Annotated in this window: 19 protein-coding genes, 2 tRNA genes and 1 pseudogene; 12 read left to right on the top strand and 10 right to left on the bottom strand. The window is 39.3% G+C overall.

Features of this window, described 5'->3' with window-relative positions; genetic code table 11:
- Window positions 1–36 precede the first annotated feature (36 nt).
- Complete coding sequence (locus KEM09_RS04955) at window positions 37–1476, bottom strand: glycoside hydrolase family 16 protein (RefSeq protein ID WP_212226318.1); 1440 nt, start codon at window positions 1474–1476, stop codon at window positions 37–39.
- A gap of 518 nt (window positions 1477–1994) precedes the next feature.
- Between KEM09_RS04955 and KEM09_RS04950 the strand changes: the two genes are divergently transcribed.
- The gene (locus tag KEM09_RS04950; protein WP_212226315.1) at window positions 1995–2774 is read left to right on the top strand and encodes a polyphosphate polymerase domain-containing protein; all 780 of its coding nucleotides are present in this window, start codon (window positions 1995–1997) and stop codon (window positions 2772–2774) included.
- Between the two features lie 14 nt (window positions 2775–2788).
- On the top strand, window positions 2789–3835 hold the full coding sequence (locus KEM09_RS04945; protein ID WP_212226312.1) for a hypothetical protein: 1047 nt from the start codon (window positions 2789–2791) through the stop codon (window positions 3833–3835).
- Between the two features lie 10 nt (window positions 3836–3845).
- Here the strand turns inward: KEM09_RS04945 and KEM09_RS04940 are convergent, their stop codons facing one another.
- On the bottom strand, window positions 3846–4964 hold the full coding sequence (locus KEM09_RS04940; protein ID WP_212226309.1) for a glycerate kinase: 1119 nt from the start codon (window positions 4962–4964) through the stop codon (window positions 3846–3848).
- 233 nt (window positions 4965–5197) lie between these two features.
- Here KEM09_RS04940 and KEM09_RS04935 point away from each other — a divergent pair.
- The 3 genes from KEM09_RS04935 (at window position 5198) to KEM09_RS04925 (ending at window position 6867) form a co-directional block, all read left to right on the top strand.
- Window positions 5198–5270: transfer RNA gene (locus KEM09_RS04935), tRNA-Gly, on the top strand.
- A gap of 17 nt (window positions 5271–5287) precedes the next feature.
- Window positions 5288–5373, top strand: a tRNA-Leu gene (locus tag KEM09_RS04930).
- A gap of 288 nt (window positions 5374–5661) precedes the next feature.
- Window positions 5662–6867 (top strand): site-specific integrase, encoded by a 1206-nt coding sequence (locus KEM09_RS04925; protein WP_212226306.1) that lies wholly within the window; start codon window positions 5662–5664, stop codon window positions 6865–6867.
- A 141-nt stretch (window positions 6868–7008) separates the two neighbouring features.
- Here the strand turns inward: KEM09_RS04925 and KEM09_RS04920 are convergent.
- Window positions 7009–7269, bottom strand: a pseudogene (locus KEM09_RS04920) (zincin-like metallopeptidase domain-containing protein); the annotation flags it as partial.
- 394 nt (window positions 7270–7663) lie between these two features.
- On the opposite strand from KEM09_RS04920, the gene KEM09_RS04915 reads away from it, so the two are divergent.
- The 4 genes from KEM09_RS04915 to KEM09_RS04900 are packed head-to-tail and all read left to right on the top strand — an operon-like array spanning window position 7664 to window position 11022.
- Window positions 7664–8686, top strand: a complete 1023-nt coding sequence (locus tag KEM09_RS04915; RefSeq protein WP_212226302.1) for a tyrosine-type recombinase/integrase — start codon at window positions 7664–7666, stop codon at window positions 8684–8686.
- Window positions 8635–9996 carry a tyrosine-type recombinase/integrase gene (locus KEM09_RS04910; RefSeq protein WP_212226300.1) on the top strand — a complete coding sequence of 454 codons (1362 nt, stop codon included), beginning with the start codon at window positions 8635–8637 and terminating at the stop codon, window positions 9994–9996. The genes KEM09_RS04915 and KEM09_RS04910 overlap by 52 nt, the downstream gene beginning before the upstream one ends.
- A complete protein-coding gene (locus KEM09_RS04905; protein ID WP_212226296.1) occupies window positions 9980–10384 on the top strand; it encodes a site-specific integrase in 405 nt (134 codons plus the stop codon). The genes KEM09_RS04910 and KEM09_RS04905 overlap by 17 nt, the downstream gene beginning before the upstream one ends.
- Window positions 10381–11022 (top strand): tyrosine-type recombinase/integrase, encoded by a 642-nt coding sequence (locus KEM09_RS04900; protein WP_212226293.1) that lies wholly within the window; start codon window positions 10381–10383, stop codon window positions 11020–11022. The genes KEM09_RS04905 and KEM09_RS04900 overlap by 4 nt, the downstream gene beginning before the upstream one ends.
- 77 nt (window positions 11023–11099) lie before the next feature.
- Here the strand turns inward: KEM09_RS04900 and KEM09_RS04895 are convergent, their stop codons facing one another.
- Together KEM09_RS04895 and KEM09_RS04890 are read right to left on the bottom strand one after the other, a co-directional pair.
- Window positions 11100–11687, bottom strand: a complete 588-nt coding sequence (locus KEM09_RS04895) for an ArdC-like ssDNA-binding domain-containing protein (RefSeq protein ID WP_212226290.1) — start codon at window positions 11685–11687, stop codon at window positions 11100–11102.
- Between the two features lie 741 nt (window positions 11688–12428).
- Window positions 12429–13298, bottom strand: a complete 870-nt coding sequence (locus KEM09_RS04890) for an RteC domain-containing protein (protein WP_212226287.1) — start codon at window positions 13296–13298, stop codon at window positions 12429–12431.
- A gap of 362 nt (window positions 13299–13660) precedes the next feature.
- Here KEM09_RS04890 and KEM09_RS04885 point away from each other — a divergent pair, with 362 nt between their 5' ends.
- The 3 genes from KEM09_RS04885 (at window position 13661) to KEM09_RS04875 (ending at window position 15672) form a co-directional block, all read left to right on the top strand.
- A complete protein-coding gene (locus KEM09_RS04885) occupies window positions 13661–13933 on the top strand; it encodes an HU family DNA-binding protein (protein ID WP_212191679.1) in 273 nt (90 codons plus the stop codon).
- A 242-nt stretch (window positions 13934–14175) separates the two neighbouring features.
- A complete protein-coding gene (locus KEM09_RS04880) occupies window positions 14176–14454 on the top strand; it encodes a helix-turn-helix domain-containing protein (protein WP_212226284.1) in 279 nt (92 codons plus the stop codon).
- Window positions 14455–15672, top strand: a complete 1218-nt coding sequence (locus KEM09_RS04875) for a type II toxin-antitoxin system HipA family toxin (protein ID WP_212226281.1) — start codon at window positions 14455–14457, stop codon at window positions 15670–15672.
- Between the two features lie 42 nt (window positions 15673–15714).
- On the opposite strand, the gene KEM09_RS04870 is transcribed toward KEM09_RS04875, so the two are convergent.
- From KEM09_RS04870 to KEM09_RS04850, 5 genes are all read right to left on the bottom strand, one after another.
- Entirely contained in the window at window positions 15715–16986 is a 1272-nt protein-coding gene (locus tag KEM09_RS04870) for a type II toxin-antitoxin system HipA family toxin (protein WP_212226278.1), read from the bottom strand.
- Between the two features lie 8 nt (window positions 16987–16994).
- A complete protein-coding gene (locus KEM09_RS04865) occupies window positions 16995–17306 on the bottom strand; it encodes a helix-turn-helix domain-containing protein (RefSeq protein ID WP_212226276.1) in 312 nt (103 codons plus the stop codon).
- Window positions 17307–17364: 58 nt separating this feature from the next.
- Entirely contained in the window at window positions 17365–18792 is a 1428-nt protein-coding gene (locus KEM09_RS04860) for a relaxase/mobilization nuclease domain-containing protein (RefSeq protein ID WP_212226275.1), read from the bottom strand.
- Window positions 18792–19169: a plasmid mobilization protein gene (locus KEM09_RS04855; protein ID WP_212226264.1), complete on the bottom strand. Its 378-nt coding sequence runs from the start codon at window positions 19167–19169 to the stop codon at window positions 18792–18794. Before KEM09_RS04855 ends, KEM09_RS04860 begins: the two co-directional genes overlap by 1 nt.
- A gap of 203 nt (window positions 19170–19372) precedes the next feature.
- Window positions 19373–20056 carry a DUF3945 domain-containing protein gene (locus tag KEM09_RS04850; protein WP_212226259.1) on the bottom strand — a complete coding sequence of 228 codons (684 nt, stop codon included), beginning with the start codon at window positions 20054–20056 and terminating at the stop codon, window positions 19373–19375.
- Window positions 20057–20072 lie beyond the last annotated feature (16 nt).

Genomic DNA, 20072 nt, shown 5'->3' with positions numbered 1-20072 from the left:
AGCACAATCCCCTTTTTTACAAGTTGATAGACTATATTAGTTTTTCTGCTGATAGCATCGTACCCATTCTACATACATGTTAGCCGAGGCATCAAGTTTCTCAACATCATCTGTAATATGCGAGCTAAATACCAGGTACATTGGTGTATCAGGGATATTATTTGTTTGCTCATTAACTTTCACACCATTAATAAACCAGCTTAACTTATCCTTTGTCCACTCTATAGAATACACAAAATAGTCGCTGTCAAATTTAGCTCCCTTAACAGCTTTAGACTGCAGTTCAGGCCCCTTACCATTTATTAGTTGCAAACCTGCCAAATGGCTTTTAGCATTTTTATCTTCAAACCTGAATACGTCAATCTGTGGTGCCATCTTTTCACCTACCAGCCAAAATGCATGACGAACCGGGTGCACGTGATCAACTTTCACCTTAGCCTCAATTTTACCAAACTGCTGACGATGACTTTGTCCGGTACTAATAAGCCCTGCTGTAAAATCGAAAGCTTTAGGCATAAATCCTCGCTGAGAATCCCATACCAATCCATCTGCATGCTCATTGCGCGTGTTCAATTGCACGCCTTTACCACTTATACTTATGTTATTGTCGGTAAAAAACTGCTTTTCGTTTTCGAGCACATACGTTTTATTGAGCAACGCTTTCCCCCAATAGTAACCGGTAATCCATTTCTCGCGATTCAGTGAAGTTGATGAGAAATCATCTTCAAATAGCAGTTGCCACTTTTTAATCTCACCAAAGGAGTTATCCTTCTCCACCTTTTTATACCATATATAATCGGGTGATTTCACCAGCTTATTGTACTCCTGAATTAAACTATACTCCTCTGACTTCTGAAACTTCTTTTTATCTTCCATCCAGTTTTTGAAAGAAATAAATTTTTCAGAAGTAACTTCCTGCTCCAGTTCCTGGTAGGTTTTTAATCGCTCTGAATCGTGGATATTCAGGTAGTTTTTATAAAGTGAGGAATTAACTTGCTTATTAAACAATCTTATTTCCTTGTCTTTAGTTAATGCCTTACAACGCTTAAACTTCTGGTAAGCTTCTGACTTCTTAAAACCTTTTTGCTGCCTGGCACTCTGAAATTCACTGCTTCGCACGTACTCATTCAATTCAGCCAGCTCTTTCCTTTTTGAGGATACCTCAATTTGCTTAACACGTTCAGGCATACCCGAAGCTACATATTTGAAGTATTTCTTAAACTCTGCAGATTTCTTTTGAGTTGTGTATTTCTGTAACTGCCTGAATTCAGCGGTATCTTTAAACTTCTCATTCTTCAACTTATCCACCTTCTTGGTAAAGTCAGCCGAGTTAATCAATATCTCAAGTTCATTGATACGCTTCAATTCATCACTCTTGGCATATTGATTAAAGCGCTCATAATCTGCCTTATTCTTTTTTTGCTCAGCCTCGTACTTAGCTGTATTTGGATATTTACTTGATGAAAATAGTGCCATTATTTTTTACGTTTTGGGCGTTCAGAAGTAATAATACGACAATTGCCAGATAAAGTTTAGCGTTTGGAGCTTTTTTTTATGCAAAAAACGCGGGTGTTCGCATGTGTTCGTCCGTTTGTTCGATTACGAACGGTTTCAAAGCTCCTCTTTTCCACACTACCACCTATCCTTCAACTTCTTAGAAACTACGGATCGATTATTGAATCACTAAGTATGTGTGCAGCTAATAACGATTGGCAAATACTTACAGATTGTTACCAAACATTCACACGGAATTTAGTATTTCATGATTATTAACATTTTTTAGTGACATTTTAATCAATTTGTAAGTTTACACATCCATCTGATTTATTGTCTTTTACAAATCTCTGACACATTTTGATTTTTAAATTAGTGTTAATTTTTCTAAGCTTTCAATAAATATGATTTCAGTCATATATCGTGAAAATGAAAAATGAGTCTTTTGCAGCGAAATTTAAGAATTGATTGTTGAGTTTAGAGTACAAAATATATCAACCATGAACGATTTATTACAGTTAGTTAGCTTTTTCGATACGACTTCTCTTGAAGAGATGAGCCGGGCTAAGCTATTGAACAGGGTCGACACAAAATACATTGTGACTCCGGCTGTATTAGTCAAGGCATTATCTAAACATATTGACGACTACGAAGTATTGGCCGTTAATAATAAGGTCAACCTCGCATATAATACCATTTACTTTGACACTGACGATTTAGCCATGTACAAAGAGCATCATAATGGTAAAAACCATCGCTACAAAGTGAGATACCGACAATACGAGGAAACTGGTGATAAATTCATAGAAGTTAAAGAGAAGATCAAGAATAGAACAGCTAAACAACGCTTAAGAATAGATAGATTTACATATCCTATAGCAAAAGGTTTAGAATGCCTGGTGAATGATTGTACGCCTTACGATCCTAAACAACTGGAACCTAAGTTAACTACCAAATTCAACCGCATCACCCTGGTTAATAAAAAAGCCTGTGAACGCATCACAATTGATTTAGATATTAACTTCAGTAATGAAGGATCAGAGACTTACTCACTGGGTAACTGTGCCATAATAGAAATAAAGCGCGACAAAGAAGATGTTTACTCGGCTTTTGCACGAACTTTAAAAAACCAAGGAGTGCTTCCATTATCAATCAGCAAATATTGTCTGGGTACAATTGCACTTAATAACAAAGTTAAATATAACCGCTTCAAGCCGCGTCTTAGAAAAGTGGAAAGATTAATTGCACAGGAGGATCGTCAATTAGCAATGGTTGTATAATTAAAGGGGTAGCCATGAAGATTCCATTCTTTATATTATGCCTGTTTATTACCTGCAGCATTAGTGCCACTAATGAATTGGATGCATTGGTAAAGGAGCGAATAAAGGAAAGTGCTAATCGCTTTTTCGAGAGTAATGATGTATTGCAAATTAGCGTTAAAGCGGACTTTAAAGCTATTAGAGCCGATCGCGACAGAAGCACTAATGAATATCATACGGCGTCTATTGAATACACCGATGGTGATGACACACTGAGCGTACCTGTCAAAATTAAGACCAGAGGTAACTTTCGTTTAAAAGAAGAAAACTGCGATTTTCCCCCGTTACGTTTTAAGTTCAAAACGCGCGATGCAATAAACACTGCTTTTGAAGGTCAGGATAAGCTCAAACTGGTTACGCACTGCAGGGACACCAGCCAGACAATGCAGGAAACGATGCTACGGGAGTTTCTCGTTTACCGACTATATAATAATATTAGCGAAAGAAGCCTGCGGGTTCGATTAGTTAAGGTTAAGTACATTGACATCAACTATGGTGAAGAACTTAATAAATATGGGTTCTTTATTGAGTCAATTGAACAAATGGCAGAGCGACTTGGCCTTGAAGAAATTGAAATGGCTAACCTAACACAAGAGCAACTCATTGAAGATAATATATTACAGGTAGCCTTATTTAACTACATGATTGGTAACACCGATTGGTCCATCCCTAAATTACACAATGTTGCGTTGTTAAGAGACGAACGCCATGCGCCACCTATTGCTGTACCCTACGATTTTGATATGTCAGAATTTGTTGATGCCTGCTACATGAAAGTTTACATGGGCCGTGAACTGATTGAAAGTCGCTACAAAGGAAAAAAGGTATCGATAGATGCCTTAGAGAAAGCCATTGCTCATTATCAGGCTAAAAAGAACGACCTGGTAACTACAGTGCTGGAGTTTGAACCACTAGATTTGAAATCCAGACAAGAGTGCATTAAGCTGATTGACTCTTTCTATCATGTTCTGGCTGATCGCCAGGCCTACAGAAAAGCATTTATTGCAGAAGCTGTCAAGTAGATTTTATTTTTCAGGGACAAAGGTGCTTACTCACAAATTCTTCTGTTACTTTTTTTAAATAATGCTCTGCATTGGCAATAGCCTCTTCCTGATTTGGTGAAATCTGCATCAGTTCTCCCACATAATCAAAATAGTTTGTTGCATCTTGTAACTTATTGCTTCCGCAAAATACAGCCAGTTTCTGGGCAACCTGTGCATCACATATCCCTTTCACCACTTTGCCTGCTAAGGTCTGCTCATCAAGACTTCCTTCACCGGTTATTATCCAATCTGCATTCTGAATCTTAGCCAGAAAATTCGCTTCCTTCATCACAAGCCTTATCCCAGGAGACAAGCGGGCATTTAAGAAAGCGATGCATCCTCCTCCTAATCCGCCAGCAGCTCCAGCTCCTGGTACATTTTGCAGAGAAATATGATTCAAACGATTAATGACAGCATTAAAATTCCTTAAACCATCATCAAGTTGCTGTATCATACTATCTGAAGCTCCTTTTTGTTTGCCATAAACAAAGGCAGCACCATCTGAGCCAAAGAGCGGGTTATCAACATCGCAAGCTACTTCAAAACAAACATCTCTCAGATTCGGCAAAACCCGTTCAAGGTCAATATGCCTCAACTTAAGCAAATCAGCACCACTACCTGCCAACTCCTGCTCTTCATCATCAAATAGTCGATAGCCCAAAGCCCTTGCCATACCCATACCAGCATCGTTGGTTGAGCTGCCACCTATCCCAAGGATAATATGCTTTACACCTCTTTCTATGGCATCTTTTATCAGCTCTCCTGTGCCATATGTACTTGTATGCATCGGATTTAACTCATCATGACTTAACAAACGTATACCCGATGCTGATGACATTTCTATATAGGCCTTTTTTGAATCCGATGACAGTAAATAATTGGCATTAACAGGCCTGAATAGCGGATCATTGACCTGTAGCTCTACCCTGTCACCACCAATATAGTACTGAAGTACGTCAATCGTTCCGTCACCACCATCTGCCAAGGGGCATTTCTCAATGATAACATCGGGGCAAATACCTGTAATAGTTTGCTCAACAATGGCGCAGAACTCCATTGCCGATAAGGAACCTTTAAACTTGTCAGGTGCAATAACAATCTTCTTCATCTTATAAAACTGATAGTATTTCCCAACTATTGGTAATCCAAATTTACAATTAATATTCTCCCTGGTTAAATTAAGAATAAATCTGAGAATAAGACGAAAAACAATTAGGCATCTAACAGACTTAAACTGTAGCTGTTGCCTGAAAAGACAAGTGATTTGGCCAATTTCTAATGGAAAAATATAGCCCAAACCTGTGAAATCAATAGTAAATTTTATATTTTTGCCCAGCATTTGCGAAAATAGCTCAGTTGGTAGAGCACGACCTTGCCAAGGTCGGGGTCGCGGGTTCGAGTCCCGTTTTTCGCTCAACTATTTCACAACTGGCCCAAGTGGTGAAATTGGTAGACACGCAAGGTTGAGGGCCTTGTGGACGATTTAGTCCGTGCTGGTTCGAGTCCAGTCTTGGGCACTTTTAATGAATTCAAAACAACACAAAAGCGCTTAAAATCAATGATTTAAGCGCTTTTTGTTTTGGACAAAAATCCATCAAAAAGCATCAAAACAGGGGTTAAAAGGGACTAAATCGAGACCTATTGCTTTTTCAGACAAAATAGGTCTCGCCAAATCCTATCTCACTGACTCACAAAATATTATTTGACTCATTTTGATATAATTTAAACTTGGAAGTTAGCGTAAATCGGCCTTAATTTACATAATCGGCGAGACCTATTTTCACTTCCCTAAAAAACTATCTGATATGAGACTAATAAGTTGCTATGTGATTAAAAAAACAAAAGCTAAAAAAGATGGCTCCTGCCCGATTTACATACGGCTGACGCTGAACCAAAAACGGATGGAATTATCAACGGGGATTTTTATTTCTCCCAATGGCTGGAACGAAGTTGCTCAAAAAATTAACCCCGATGTTGAGGGATTTCAAGTCTATAACATTCGTCTTACAAAGGTGACTACGGATATCTTCGACATCTACAATCAACTCGTATCAATAGGTAAACCATTTGACATCGGAAGCATTAAACGCCGGTATTTAGGGGTGAATGAGACACCTGGAATTCTGACCATTTTTGATTATTACCTAAACACCATTGAAACCAACTTAGGAAAAGGCTATGCCTATCAAACGCTTAAGCATTATCGTGTTTCCAGAACAAAGCTGGGTGAATTTATAAACAACCAGCTCTCTCGCAAAGATTTTCCGGTTAATGAAGTGAACTATGATTTCCTGAATCGATTTGATATGTATATTAAAGCTGAATATGGCATCCACCAGAATACCGCCTGGAACTACCATAAGCATCTTCGCAGGGTGTTGAACCTGGCCATATCCCTGGAACACATCAAGAAAAACCCATACTCTAAATTTAAAGTCAAATTAGAGGAGGCTCATCGAGACTTTCTGACAAAAGACGAACTATTTCGTTTGGAAACAAAGCAGATTGAACTTGCAAGACTAGCCACCGTAAGAGATGTCTTTGTGTTTGCCTGCTACACAGGCCTGGCCTATTCAGATATTGCCAAACTCAATAAGTCTCATCTTCAACAAAGAAATGATGGCAACTTGTGGATTGTAATCAACCGAACCAAAACAAAATCGAAATGTCACATTCCTCTCTTTTCTAATGCAATAAATATTCTAAGTAAATATGCAGATTATCCTGAAGCACTGCTAAAAGGACGTGTTCTGCCAGTGGCTTCCAATCAACGTCTCAATAGCTATCTTAAAGAGTTGGCAGACATATGTAGCATCAAGAAGAACCTCACGATGCATATGGCCAGGCATACCTTTGCGACAACTGTTACTCTTTCCAATGGAGTACCCATCGAAACGGTTTCCAAAATACTGGGTCATCGCTCACTAAGCGTCACCCAAATTTATGCCAGGGTGCTTGAAACCAAAATTTCAGAGGACATGAATCAATTAAGGCAAAAATTAAGATTGTAGGCATTTGCAGGCAACAAGTTGTCACCGAATGTATATAACTAACTAGCAATGTTGTAACTTTGTCAAGACAACCTTACGGTTTTCTGAAAATTCAGATACTCCTCGCTATTGAAACACTGATAGCGAGGAGTTTTAATTTGGCTATTGACCTAAAATGTAATCAATTGCATGTTGTGCCAAGCTGGCTGCTGATACAATGAACTTCTTATCGCTCTTCAGCTTTTTCAACCATCCTTCGATATAGGCTGCACTGTTATCAATGGTGACATTTTCAATTCCACTGATACCGCAGAGGTAAGCTGCTCCCATTTCGGCTACTAATTCTTCGATACTATAGTCCTTACTTCCAAAATTAAGATTGGGAAACTTTTGATGGCGATTTAAACGCTTGCGATGGCCTGTGCTGTGGACTGCCTTATCCTAAATTTTGGATAAAGCAGTTTATCCCAACTAAATTATTATCCCAACATTTTCTTTAATGTTCTTATATACAGACGCTATAAGCATCGAAAGTTCGGATAATATTTCAATTCATTCGCTATATTATTAGTAGCTGTAACTAAGGACAGCTACCAACGATATGAACATAACACAATTGAAAAAATCACATCCGAAGTTGCTAAACTATCTGGTTCAGCATGGTTATAGCAACCAGTATATTAGGGGTATAAAAAGGACCCTTAATCTTCTTTTTGAGAATGAGAACCGATTCCAAACCTATGCAGAATTTTATAGAAACTGTATATCAGAGGAAGGATTGTATTCAGGTAAAAGATCTTTGAAATTTAGCAGAATTATGACGCGTACGATTCAAGGCTTTGACGAATTTGAACATTACCCGAACAAGATTTCATTTGGTCCTACTCTTTATCGTAAATGTGGGTACACGCGAATTAACGATGACTTCAAAGCTGTTGTAGATAACTACAAATTAGCAGCGTCAAAAACTGAAAAGCGCCCGCAGACAATCCATGCAGAGGCACTTAATTGCGCTGCATTCCTGTGTGCCATGCAGGAACAGGGAGCCAGTAAGTTGTTTGAGATAACAGAATCCCAGATACTGATGTTCTTTCACGACGGGAAACGCCTGATAAGATCAAAATCTTATCGAGAGAATATAAAAGCCGTCCTTAAGGCGAACAAAGGCTTTGAATCCTGGGAAGAATGCAACCGTATTATTAGATCCCTACCGGAAATAAAAAAGAGAAGACAGAATTTTCAGTTTTTAGAAGACAATGAGATTGCAAAGATAAAGAGTGGTCTGGAAGATGATGGTAGTGAAAAGATCTCCTTACGAGACAAAGCCATCATATCAGTAGCAATGTATACAGGCATGCGCGGTAGTGATATTGCCCGGATGTGCGTTTCTGATATTGATTGGCGTAAAGACCAAATAACACTGACCCAGTCAAAGACAGGAGCCCCTCTGAAGTTGCCACTACGTGCAGTTGTAGGTAATGCTATATTCGATTACATTAAGCATGAACGCATTAACAGGGAAACCATCAACAATTTATTCGTTAACATACATTGTCCCGACAAGGTTCTTGAAATCAGAAGTATTGGATGTGTTGCCGCTCGTTTCTTAGCAAAGCTAAATATCAGAACGAATGGCGGCGAGCGGGGAGTTAGGATCTTTCGTCATTACATCGCTTCCAAATTATTAGAGAACGGAGCGCAAGTAAGGGTCATTAGTGACATACTTGGACACCTTTCTGCTGAATCAATTAACCCTTATATTGATGCAGACCTGAAACGTTTGAGGGAATGCGGTTTAAGTATCGAAATGTTTCCGTTGGGAAAGGAGGTATTACCATGAAAAATCATCCTTCTGTAATATCCGGTCTGCTGGATAAGTATGTATCATATAGAAAGGCACATGGTGGTATTGGAATATCGGCATGTGCAAATTTGAGTTCGTTCAATAGTTTATGCCACAAATATTATCCGGGGGCTAAAGAGTTAAGTGATGAAATGGTGACCAAGTGGTGTGCCAAACGTGAAACAGAAACGATACTATCCCGTAATGCACGTGTTGTAGTTATGCGGTCATTCCTGAGATATACGAATAAATATAATTTGACGGCACTCAGGCTCCCGACATCCTTACGAAAAAGGAGACCTGACCGTATTTTTGTATCAGACAGAGACTTGCCTTCGTCTGTAGTGTCCGATTTACTGAACAAGTACATGTCCTACAAGAAAGCATCTAACGCAATGGGTGACAGCTCCCTGGAGTACCTCCGATTTTTTAACGATTATTGTGCAACACACCATCAGGACGCAACAACCATAACTGAAAATATCATTAACGGGTGGTGTGATAAACGTATTACAGAATCGTCAGAATCCCATAATAAAAGGATATCACCGATACGTTCATTTTTAAGGTATGCAAATGGCCGCGGCTGGACAGACGTAAGATTACCGGAATTTTTACCTTGGTCAAAGAAGCAATACACACCATATCCTTTTAGACCGGAGCAATTGCAGGCATTCTTCAAAATTACAGACTCGTTCAAGGATACAAAACATGTGAGTGACAAAGTTGCTAAAATCAGGAAGATTGAAATCCCTGTTTTCTATCGATTGCTTTATAGTACCGGAATGCGTACGATGGAAGCCAGGCTATTAAAGAGTGGTGATGTTGACTTAAAGAATGGGGTCATCAATGTCAGCCAGTCAAAAGGTTTAGACCAACATCGTATAGCACTGCACCAAACGATGTGGGACCTATTGATACGATATGATGAAGCAATGGCGGCACTTATGCCTGATCGTAATTACTTTTTTCCTAATGAATATGATGAACCATACAACCGGTTGTGGGAGTCATATAATTTTGTTCGTATGTGGCGTTTAGTTTCAAATGATTATGCAAGATGCTACGACTTCCGTAGCCACTATGCAGTCAAAAATATTAATAACTGGAGATACACCGGTCCCGAATGGTTTGACAAACTATTATATCTAAGCCGCAGCATGGGACATCGTAACATAAGCAGTACTTGCTACTATTATCAGCTGGCACCATTGTTTGCAGAACAACTGGAAGAACTAACAGCTGAAGAATATCACAAGTTATTACCTGATTTAACAAACTATTTTTCTAATGAAGACACAATCTGAATCCATAATAATAGCTACAGCCATGCATGATTGGTTTGGCTCATATTTGCCTGAAGTAAGGGCGAATAGTACAAATACGCTAAAAGCCTACCGCGAAGCGTTGACTTTATACATCCGGTTCCTGGAAGATGAGAAATCAGTCAAACCCAACAACCTGTCATCTGGTTGTTTTTCACGCTCATATATACAAGCCTGGATGATATGGTTAAAAGACAAGCGTAATTGCAGCAACTCAACTTGTAATCATAGGCTAGCATGCTTGAGATGCTTTATCAAATACCTGAGTCGCAGAAATATAATATTTGTACAAATCGAAGCAGAAGTATATGATATAAAAGCGATGAGAAGCCCGAAAAAAGGCAGGATGAAATCAACAAAGATGCAGTGAAAGCTTTGTTTGCAGCTCCTAATCTCAAAACAGCTATAGGGAAACGCGATTTTACACTGTTTAACCTAATCTATCATACGGCAACCAGAATAGATGAAATCCTTTCATTAACTATATCTTCCTTAAATCTTGATGGAAAAAATAAAGATTGTATTACCGTTTGGGGTAAGGGATCAAAACGTAGAACAATATTTATCCTGCCCGAAGTTGCTACGATTATAAAGGCTTATATAAAAACCTTTCACGGCTCAGCACCAAATCCAGCTGATTTTTTGTTTTTCTCTCATTATGGCGGAGGAAAAAAGAAACTCACCCAAGCGGCTGTTGATAAAAGACTGAAACTATACACATCAATAGCAAACAAAAAATGCGCAGATATCCCAAAGAATCTGCATTCTCACAGCCTTAGGCATGCACGGGCAACCCATTGGTTAGAAGAAGGTTTGAATATTGTTATGATACAGAAATTGTTAGGCCATGAAGATATAAATACCACAATGGGATATGTTGGTGTATCTACAGAACAAAAAGCAAAGGCCCTGGAGACAATAGAAGATGATATTGCCAAAAAGATGGTGAAAAAGTGGAAAAGGGTCAAAAAAACGGACTCACTTGTAGATTTTTTAGGGCTGAAGTAAAAAAAATATTATCTCAACTCTTAAATTTATATATAGCTGAATATCTGACATCTAAATGTGAATGTTAGGATAATAATTTAGTTTGGATAAACTCCCTCATGAAACAAGGTTGAATAATACTCCTCATCTTTGAAAAAGTGTTTGGCATCGGGCATGTGTATTTCATCTATTGAAGGAAAATAACAAGCCCGATTCATCCCACGTTTAATTATTGGAGCATCTTCCCAGTTCTTCATGATTTGCTCGCAAGAGTCAATCCTTTCAAAGTTATGAATAAAAGCCGAATCATCCGGTATTTTACCTGCATCAACGCCTTCAACATCATCTATGTGAAAGACCCGGTAATAACGAAGCATCGGTATTTCCTCAATTTCACCATCCTTTGTTACTTCCAATAGCTTCCAAAAAATAACCATAAATGACTTGGAACCTCTTTTAACAGAAGCTCCCAATTGTTTTACCTGATTAAAGGTCAAAAAGTAAGGTTGCTCAAAACCAAAGCTTAATAGATACCAAAAATTAAATCCACGATAGGGCTTTTTCGAAATCAGATTCCTTGGAATGGAATCCGTAGTTTTCCATGGCATTGCCCAGGGAATAACTCCTTGCTCTAATCGTTCAATAATAAGATTGGTGACTGATTCATAAATGTCAAAGTTTTTCATTGTTTTCACTGCTGCCTTACAGATTTATTATGGCTTCTGGCACGCCATTAAATTTTGGCATATACCATTGAGCCGGCTAGATACTTGTCAAGTGGGCATGTCAGTTTTGGCTATCGCTAAAACTGAACGCCTCCGGAGGACGGCTGGCCTTGAATGAACACATTCAGCCGCACTTGACTTTTCAAGCCGGCGATGAATAACTTTGACGCAATTTAGATGGAGTGAGGTATATTTCTAATAGTACAAAAGAATGACAATACAAATACAGTATTAATGATACTTATTAAGAACACAGTCTTGGTGAAAACGCTTTAAATAATCACGCTCGATATCATCCATATTCTTGAGGAGTTTAAGTCGTTCTTGTATTGATAAGTTCCAATATTTCTTAAAAGGACAATTGGCAATGACCTGACCATGTAAACACTCTAACATGGGTACAAAAAGGTCAGCACCTGAAAAATCTACTTTTTTTAGTGAATTCATATAGCTTAGATAAGGATGGCAAAAAAAGAGCGTGGAACCGTCACAATATCTGTACTAGAGGTATCGTCAAACACCCAGCGTCGCAAATACGAACAGTCCACGCAAAGCCATGCGTGATCTGCTAATATTCCTGCGACGCATTATTTTTGACGATTTTCTAGTACGCAGAATAAAAGCTTACAAGCTATATTTTAATTTAACTAAGTCTTTTCTTCATCACAAAATTATTTAATAATTGGGATACTCCAATATATGTTAGGCATTATTTATATCCTTATTGTCCTGTTCATCCATGCGATTGATAAGGCTTTGCTTTAGATGATCCAGATAGCGAGTGCGTTCAATCTTTCTATTCCTGATATTAATATACACCCGATAGGCATCACTTAATTCAATATTAAATATAAGTTCAAACAAACGCACCATCTTCTTGATCTCGAAACGCCCATCATTGACTGACCGAGCACTATGCATCGCATATATTAGCTCTACCAATGCAACCTTTGAATCTGTCCAAGATAAAGAAGAATCTTCTAATAGTTGATATTTATCTAACTTACGCTTATCTCTTCCTTGTTTAACTTGCGTCAACTCACTTTCAAGATGACGAATTAATTGTTCATGAGCTATAAATGTAGCCCACACCTGGTCTTGAGCGGTAGTGAACTGGGCATCCAACATTTGATGAATATGATCAAAATCTTTCACCTCACTGTTACAGGTACGCAAGAAATATTGTTCATCCATGTAATCCATATTCAAGCGATAATACCGGTATAAATCAGCATGCTTTATATAATACTGTTCAAGTTCCTTAATTGTTGATGATAAGTAATGGACTTGTCCATCATTAGCCAATGCCAAACGAAGTGTTTCCACCTTCATCAATTTGAGATAATAAATGAGTTGACCATACACCCTTGGTTTTACTTCTTTAAAAAAATTAACCTCGCTTTTAGAACAATTAAATCCCTCAATTAATACCTGTTCTTTCATTTCAAGAAGTGCAAATATAATCAGTCCAATGGCTTCTTCCATCAGCAACAGTGGCTCTTGCTCTTTGTACTGCAACTCAGCAAGCTGAGTTTCTAAGGCCTGAGCGATTTGTATATATGCTTCATTCATTACCATCCTTAAACCATTTATTATTTAAAGACTATCCCGATAAGAAGAAGCCAACAAAACAAGTGGGCAAACAATGTTCACCCACCTGTCACCTTTTAAGATCCCCAAAATATTCCGGTATCTTCCCAAAATAACTTTAAGGCTATTTTCGATTAAATATGATAACCATGAGTGTTATAAATGCAAATATCAAAATTTGACTACCTAAAACAAATTAGCATAATACCGATTTACATAGGTAATTTATCTAGTATCTATACCTATTCATCAATTAGACTGTTACCCTAATTTGTTTATAAACTAGCATCAGATTAAGATGAATAAAAAATATATACCTTTAGTAAATTTAAATATGATTAGATATGAATAAACAAGAATTAGTTTCAGCTATTGCTGAAAAAGCAGGCATAACTAAAGCAGATGCCGAAAAAGCAATCAATGCCTTTGTGGAAACAACCAAAGAAACTTTGGCTAAAAAAGAAAGCATCCAATTAATTGGTTTTGGTACATTCTCTGTTTCTGAGCGCTCAGCCCGCACCGGCCGAAACCCTCAAACAGGTAAAGAAATACAGATAGCTGCTAAGAATGTAGCTAAATTCAAAGCAGGTAAAGCTCTGGATGATAGTATTAACTAAGGTTCGGTTTAACGAATTAAAGGAGGCAATTCCAATCGGAAGCCTCCTTTTTGAGTCAAAAATGTTTCATTTATATGGGTTAAACAATAACTACCTCAATTTCTATTCTGTAGTTCCTGTCAAAATCATTGATGTAAGTAAGTTCTTTTTGCCATCACCTCTACTCCTTCTTCCTTAAATATGTAGCTAACATATTAGCAATATTGAAATATTTATAGTATATTAGCTAATATTTTAGCCGTATGTACACTATTTCATCCACTCCTGACAGCGTCTGTAAAGAACTGGCCAAGCGCCATAAAGCTCTGCGAAAACAACTCAAACTGACTCAAGCCGAGTTGGCTGATCGAGCCGGTGTATCTCTTGGAAGTTTAAAGCGTTTTGAGACGACCGGACAGATTTCATTAGAGTCCCTATTGAAACTGGCCAACCTGCTTAATCGTTTATCTGATTTTGATACTATTTTCACACCCCGAGAGGATAAAAAGGAGTTGGAACGATTATTTTCAACAAAACACTAAATGATGGATCAGATAAGCAACATACTGGTCTCACTGAATATCGAAGGTAAGGTCTATGAAGTTGGGGAATTGGTCATCAACAATCAAACTATTTACTTTCGCTATCATCTTGATTTTATTAGAAGCGGCTTAAATATATCCCCAATCCGATTGCCCTTTAATAGTGAGATTAATACTACCAGTAAAGAGCCCTTTGATGGCCTCTATGGTGTATTCAACGATTCACTGCCAGATGGTTGGGGGCGTTTGCTTTTAGACCGAACACTCAGCTCTAAAGGCATTGACATTCATCGATTAACACCTTTGGACAGATTGGCTTATGTGGGCGATAAAGGCATGGGGTCTCTAAGCTACAGGCCACAATTTGAAGATAAAGAGTATCAGAAACAATTAGAATTAGATATGGTGGCTCAGGAAATGTCACACGTGCTAAAAGGTGAAAGTACAGAGCTTTTAGATGAGCTATTTGCAATCGGTGGTTCTTCAGGTGGTGCACGCCCCAAAATACTGGTTGGGTATAATAAGAATTCTTCAGAACTCATTCATGGTGTCAATGATTTGCCGGAAGGATTTGAAGATTGGATCATTAAATTCCCATCCTTCTCGGATAATCAGGAGATAGCCCATATTGAATATGCTTATTATCAAATGGCATTGGCTGCTGGAATTGAAATGAATGAATGTCAGTTATTTCATGGCCAATCAGGACAAGCCTATTTTGGCACCAAGCGTTTTGATCGCATCCAGGGACATCGCCTACATATGCATACCGCCAGTGGCATCATGCACGACAACTTTCGGATGAGTACCATGGATTACGGCCACCTGATGGATTGTGCCTTTCAGTTGGAGCGCCATGTAAATGCCTACGAGAAAGTCCTTCGCCTGGCCGCCTTCAATGTGTTTGCGCATAACCGCGATGACCACAGTAAGAACTTTGCTTTTTTAATGAATGGGAAAGGACAATGGCGCTTTGCCCCGGCCTATGACCTGACTTTTTCTCATTCAGCCTATGGCTTTCATAGTACGATGATTGCCGGTGAAAGTAAAAACCCAGACAAAGAACACTTGCTCAAACTGGCCGAAACATTCAAAGTTAAAAAGGCAAACCAAATTATCGAAGAAGTGCGTGAAGCCATAAGCCATTGGGATTCAATTGCTCATGATAGTGGTGTTTCAAAACGGGTCAGAAAACAGATTACAAAGCACCTCCTTTAACAGAATTACTGCATAAAATAGTTTGTTATAAAAACACTACAATCACAATTCAGCCATTCGAAATGCCATGGCTTTTACCTCTTGTTCTGTTCTGGAAAGACCATATTTGTCAGCCACTTTTCTCCACTTACTGACGGCATTTTTCACCTCGTCAATAATTACAAGTGCATGTTGTTCGCTTAGCCTGAAATACTCAGCTACTTCTAAGGCTAAATCCAAATCAAGCGCATTATCTTCATCCGAGATATTTAGCTTTAAGCCCATTCCTGTTTCAACCGGATTGATGTCATAGGCAGGGGACAACACCCAGCCTTGATTTGTAAGTATAAAACCATGGTTACGAAGGTGGTCATCTGTATTAGATACACAAATACTAAAGACAATGCGTCGCCACAGCTCAGCCAAATCATTGTTTACATTTGCACCATAGTTTTGAATGAATTCAACCAGTTCAAGATAACTGATACCGTCCGCATGATCTTGCCCATCAGTGTAGCCTAACATGGTCATCGCTGAGGCAAAATGTATGCGCTCGCCTCCTTGCGTCCGGTCAAATCGCTTGGTTAAAAACGTATAATGTTTAGACGAAAACTTTTGAGCTCTTGATTCTGCCATATTTATACCGGCCGCAATAGCCAATTCATAGGTGACAATTTCCCAGCCTCCAATGTCTCCCTGGTCATTTCGGCTTGGGAACTTTGCTATCCAGAGTGCACCCTTGTCATCAAGGATGCTTGCCTTGGGACGGGCACCACCCAATGAAGCACCCGGTGCAATCAGCATGCTTAACCAACGTAAATAATCAGGGTCATCCATCACATCATCCTGCTCCAATCGAAGACTCACCTGCTCCAACTCCCTCAATGAAGTCCATGGAGGAGCTGCCATCTCCCTGTTATTGTTTAGGAACGGGGCATCTTCATGTAACTTAAAGCGTATAGCGCCCATGCGGTGCTCATCAAAAACACCCAATAAATAATCCGTTTCAAATAACTTTTGCTCCTCACGCTCTTCCTTACGAGCCAAAGCTGCTTCCCGGCGGCGCATTAAGATACGTCCCCACCTGTCGGGCGATGAATCCAGAAAAATACCAAAATTTGATTGCTCTTCACCTAAATAATGCAGGCCTGAATACAGTTGCAAACCCGGGTCTAACGTTTGTACAGCTTCATTTTTCAGCCATTGTTTATTATATTCAAATGAGAACAGCTCCTTGCCCTTTAACCGATCTGAGTATAATATACCCATCGGCCGTGGCTCGTCCATCCCAGTCCAATGTGCATAAACCAGTATTTCTCTTTTATCATCCATCATTATTCATCCTATCGTTTCGGTGCCCGTTTGGCTGTGCTTATTTCTGCATCTTGCAGTTTTCGACCCAATTCATCATCCTTTGCCAAAAGACCAAGGTCCTTTTCCAGACCAAGCACCTGCAAAACCATTAAATAGGCACCCATACTCACTGTGGGGCTACCTTTTTCAATAGCTGATAAGGTCGGGCGACTTATATTAGCACGCTCCGCTACCTGCTCCGCACTCAATTTCCGACGTAAGCGGGCTAACTTAATGTTTTCACCCATTTCCGTAAGAATACGCTTTGTTTTGGGTAATATGACAATCTTTTTCTTGGGCATACAGTAAAATATATTTTACAAATATAGTACTTTTTGGAAATTTTATTTTACCTTATTATTACCTTCTTAGTCCCTTTTTGCGCCAGGCTCTCTTTAATCCTTTCCGTTGAGTTTTATCTCTTCTGTTTTCCCAATCCCGATAATTCAACAGCTCTATCATAAACTGGTGATTAAACTTCTCCCATCGGCTTCTATCCTGTATATTGTTGTAGGACTCGGAAGTTGAATGTGCATTATCAATCGCCTTATTCATCATAAATATCAAATGGGATTTGATGGCTTCAAGAACGGTTGCCTGCTCCTGACTATCAAGCTGCGACACCAGGTGATTATAGACTTCACAATCGTTTAAATTCAGCTCTTTTAATACAAGATTTCGGCTTTCACAATCGCCTATAGTCGATTGTTCTTTATCAAGTATGGCTTCAGTAATATTGACATGTTTTTGCTCTAGTTGATGGGTCAACTCACGAATCATACTGTGAAACTGGTCGTTGCTTAAAACAAAGGTTTGTAAACGCATCCTGTATCTTTTTAATAACTGTTGCGCATCCACCACCGTTTTGTCCAATGGTGCGTAGATATTCAGATTGCCATTCTTTGAGAGCTGATACGGCAACAGGTTATTCTTTACAAACGCCTCTCGCAATTCATGGATGGTGTAAAAACGGTAGTTTCTATTCAGCTCCTTAAGCAGACTCTCCACTTTGTGTCTCAATTCACGCTGCAGTTCTTCATTAGTTTTTTGCGTCTGATACGTATCTAGGTTGGGTGGCTCCTTAAACTGAGATAGTGCTATGGGATGGCGCAAAATCTGACCGTCCTGGTCTTTAATGATAACTGATTGACCTTTATCCGTCTGGTAGAGTTCCAGGTTAAAGGCTTTCAGAATATCCAGGTATTCCTGCTGGTTTTGAATATTGGACAGATTGAGCAGTTTAAACACTTGTTGAATCCCTTCATGTAGGTTCGGACTATTGATGGTTGGAATGAGTTGTAGTTTATCCAGCTTCGCTGTCGTTTCCAATTCATAGCGTTGCTGAAGTCCCTGGATAAACTGATGGACTTTACGCTTCTCATTATTGTCCTTTATCTTCTTGCTGGTTTTTACATCAATGCGTGTAGATACAATATGAAAATGCGTGCGTTTCAAATCTGCATGCTCGTACACAAAGTATGGCTGATGGCCATAGCCCATGTGCTGCATAAAAGCATCTATCTCCTTTTTCAAGCCTTCTTTGGTGAGTTTCACTAACTCTTCGTTTGTCGGATTCACTGATACATGAAAGCACTTGTTCCGACAACGCTTATTGCCTTTCTCTATTGCCAGTAATTGCCCTAAACGTTGAGATGATGGATAAGCAAAAGGCCTTAATTCAGTGGTGTTCTTACTGTGAAAAAATTGCGCATGACCCTCCATTACCTTTTGCTCATTGTAGTAAAAGGCGTCTTTGGTGGAGGCGGTCTGGTGGATTTTAATAACCACTAGTTGATCTTTCTTAGGTGCTGCCCCAATAAGACATAACAGTTTTTTAAGTGTTCAAAGCATGCCTTGAAGGTTTGTCCATCCTCATCGGTCAGCATATAGGTATTGTAGGCATTGAGCTTGTGTGCCACCTGGTTCAGGTTGGTGCCTATTTTGGTCAGGTTATAATCCATCGTTTTAAAAATGCGAATGTATTCGGCACTGACCGTTATCCGTTTTGACAGACGATCCTTCAAGAGTCGTTCACGGGCATAGTCGCTGATGGAATTGTGTTTTTCCTGCTTAACGCTGGTTATAATCTTCTGCTTCTCCGCTTCCGTCAGGTAGATTTTAAACTGAATAGTCCGCAGCTGTTTTGGGGATTTTCTTGGTGTCATGATTAAGGTTTTGTTGTTTTTTCACTCTTATTCATTTCGGTCCCACGGGGCAAGTCCTTTCGTTTTTTAGGTACTAAAAAACACATCTTGCTTCCACTTCGTAAGAGGTATCTATCAGCTCTTCTTTGGGGTTAAAAATAAGTGCTAAAAAAAAGGAAAAGAGGACGTTTCCACTTTTCCTTTCGACTATTAATCAGCTATAATCATCCACCCACTTTGGCAGTTTTTCCCTGCTTTTGTGTTTCGGATTTTTCTTGTGTCTGTGTCGCAGCTTTCTCCTGCTTGAAATTGCTGAACCCGATATTCCGCTCCGCCGGATTAATCTGCAGCGTAGCTGAAAACTTCTTATCGTTACGGCCGGTCATACCCTTGAGCTGCACCTTCTCGCCATTGGACAGTTTTTCCTTCTGAGCAGCGGTCAGGGTCACCCCTTTGATTGCATCTGCTATCTGAATATTCTTCTGTTTTAGGGGGATAATCTCATTGGTCTTGGCGTCAATGCCGATATAGTACTTATCTTTCTTTCCGGAGAAATCCTGCAGTTCAATCGTCTTCCCGATGTTTTTATCCTGCAGCAAGGCCGCCTTCTCTTCCTTTGAAAAGGCATGCCCCATAAAGCTATCCGGTATATGCAGGCGTTGAATCGGGTGGATGCGTACTTTGATCTCTCCCTCCTCTCGCTGAAGTCTTATCTTCGCCGGTATGCGGTAGTTTTCGTCATTGATTCTGGCACTGACCGTATACAACTTCTGCGAACGAAACCCATTCAAAAAATCGGTCAATTCCTTCTGCTCCATCTTGTCGATGAAGTCTCTTTTGATGCCCATCTTTTCCAGTTTGTCCATGGGCACTTCATCCAGTCCATAACGTGTTTTTTGTTCCATCATTTCTGTATTTAAGGGT

Origin of the sequence: Carboxylicivirga mesophila, assembly GCF_018271975.1 — a bacterium.
Lineage (GTDB): Bacteria > Bacteroidota > Bacteroidia > Bacteroidales > Marinilabiliaceae > Carboxylicivirga > Carboxylicivirga mesophila.
Note: the sequence above shows the minus strand (reverse complement) of the source record. Positions and strands in the feature narration are given on the sequence as shown.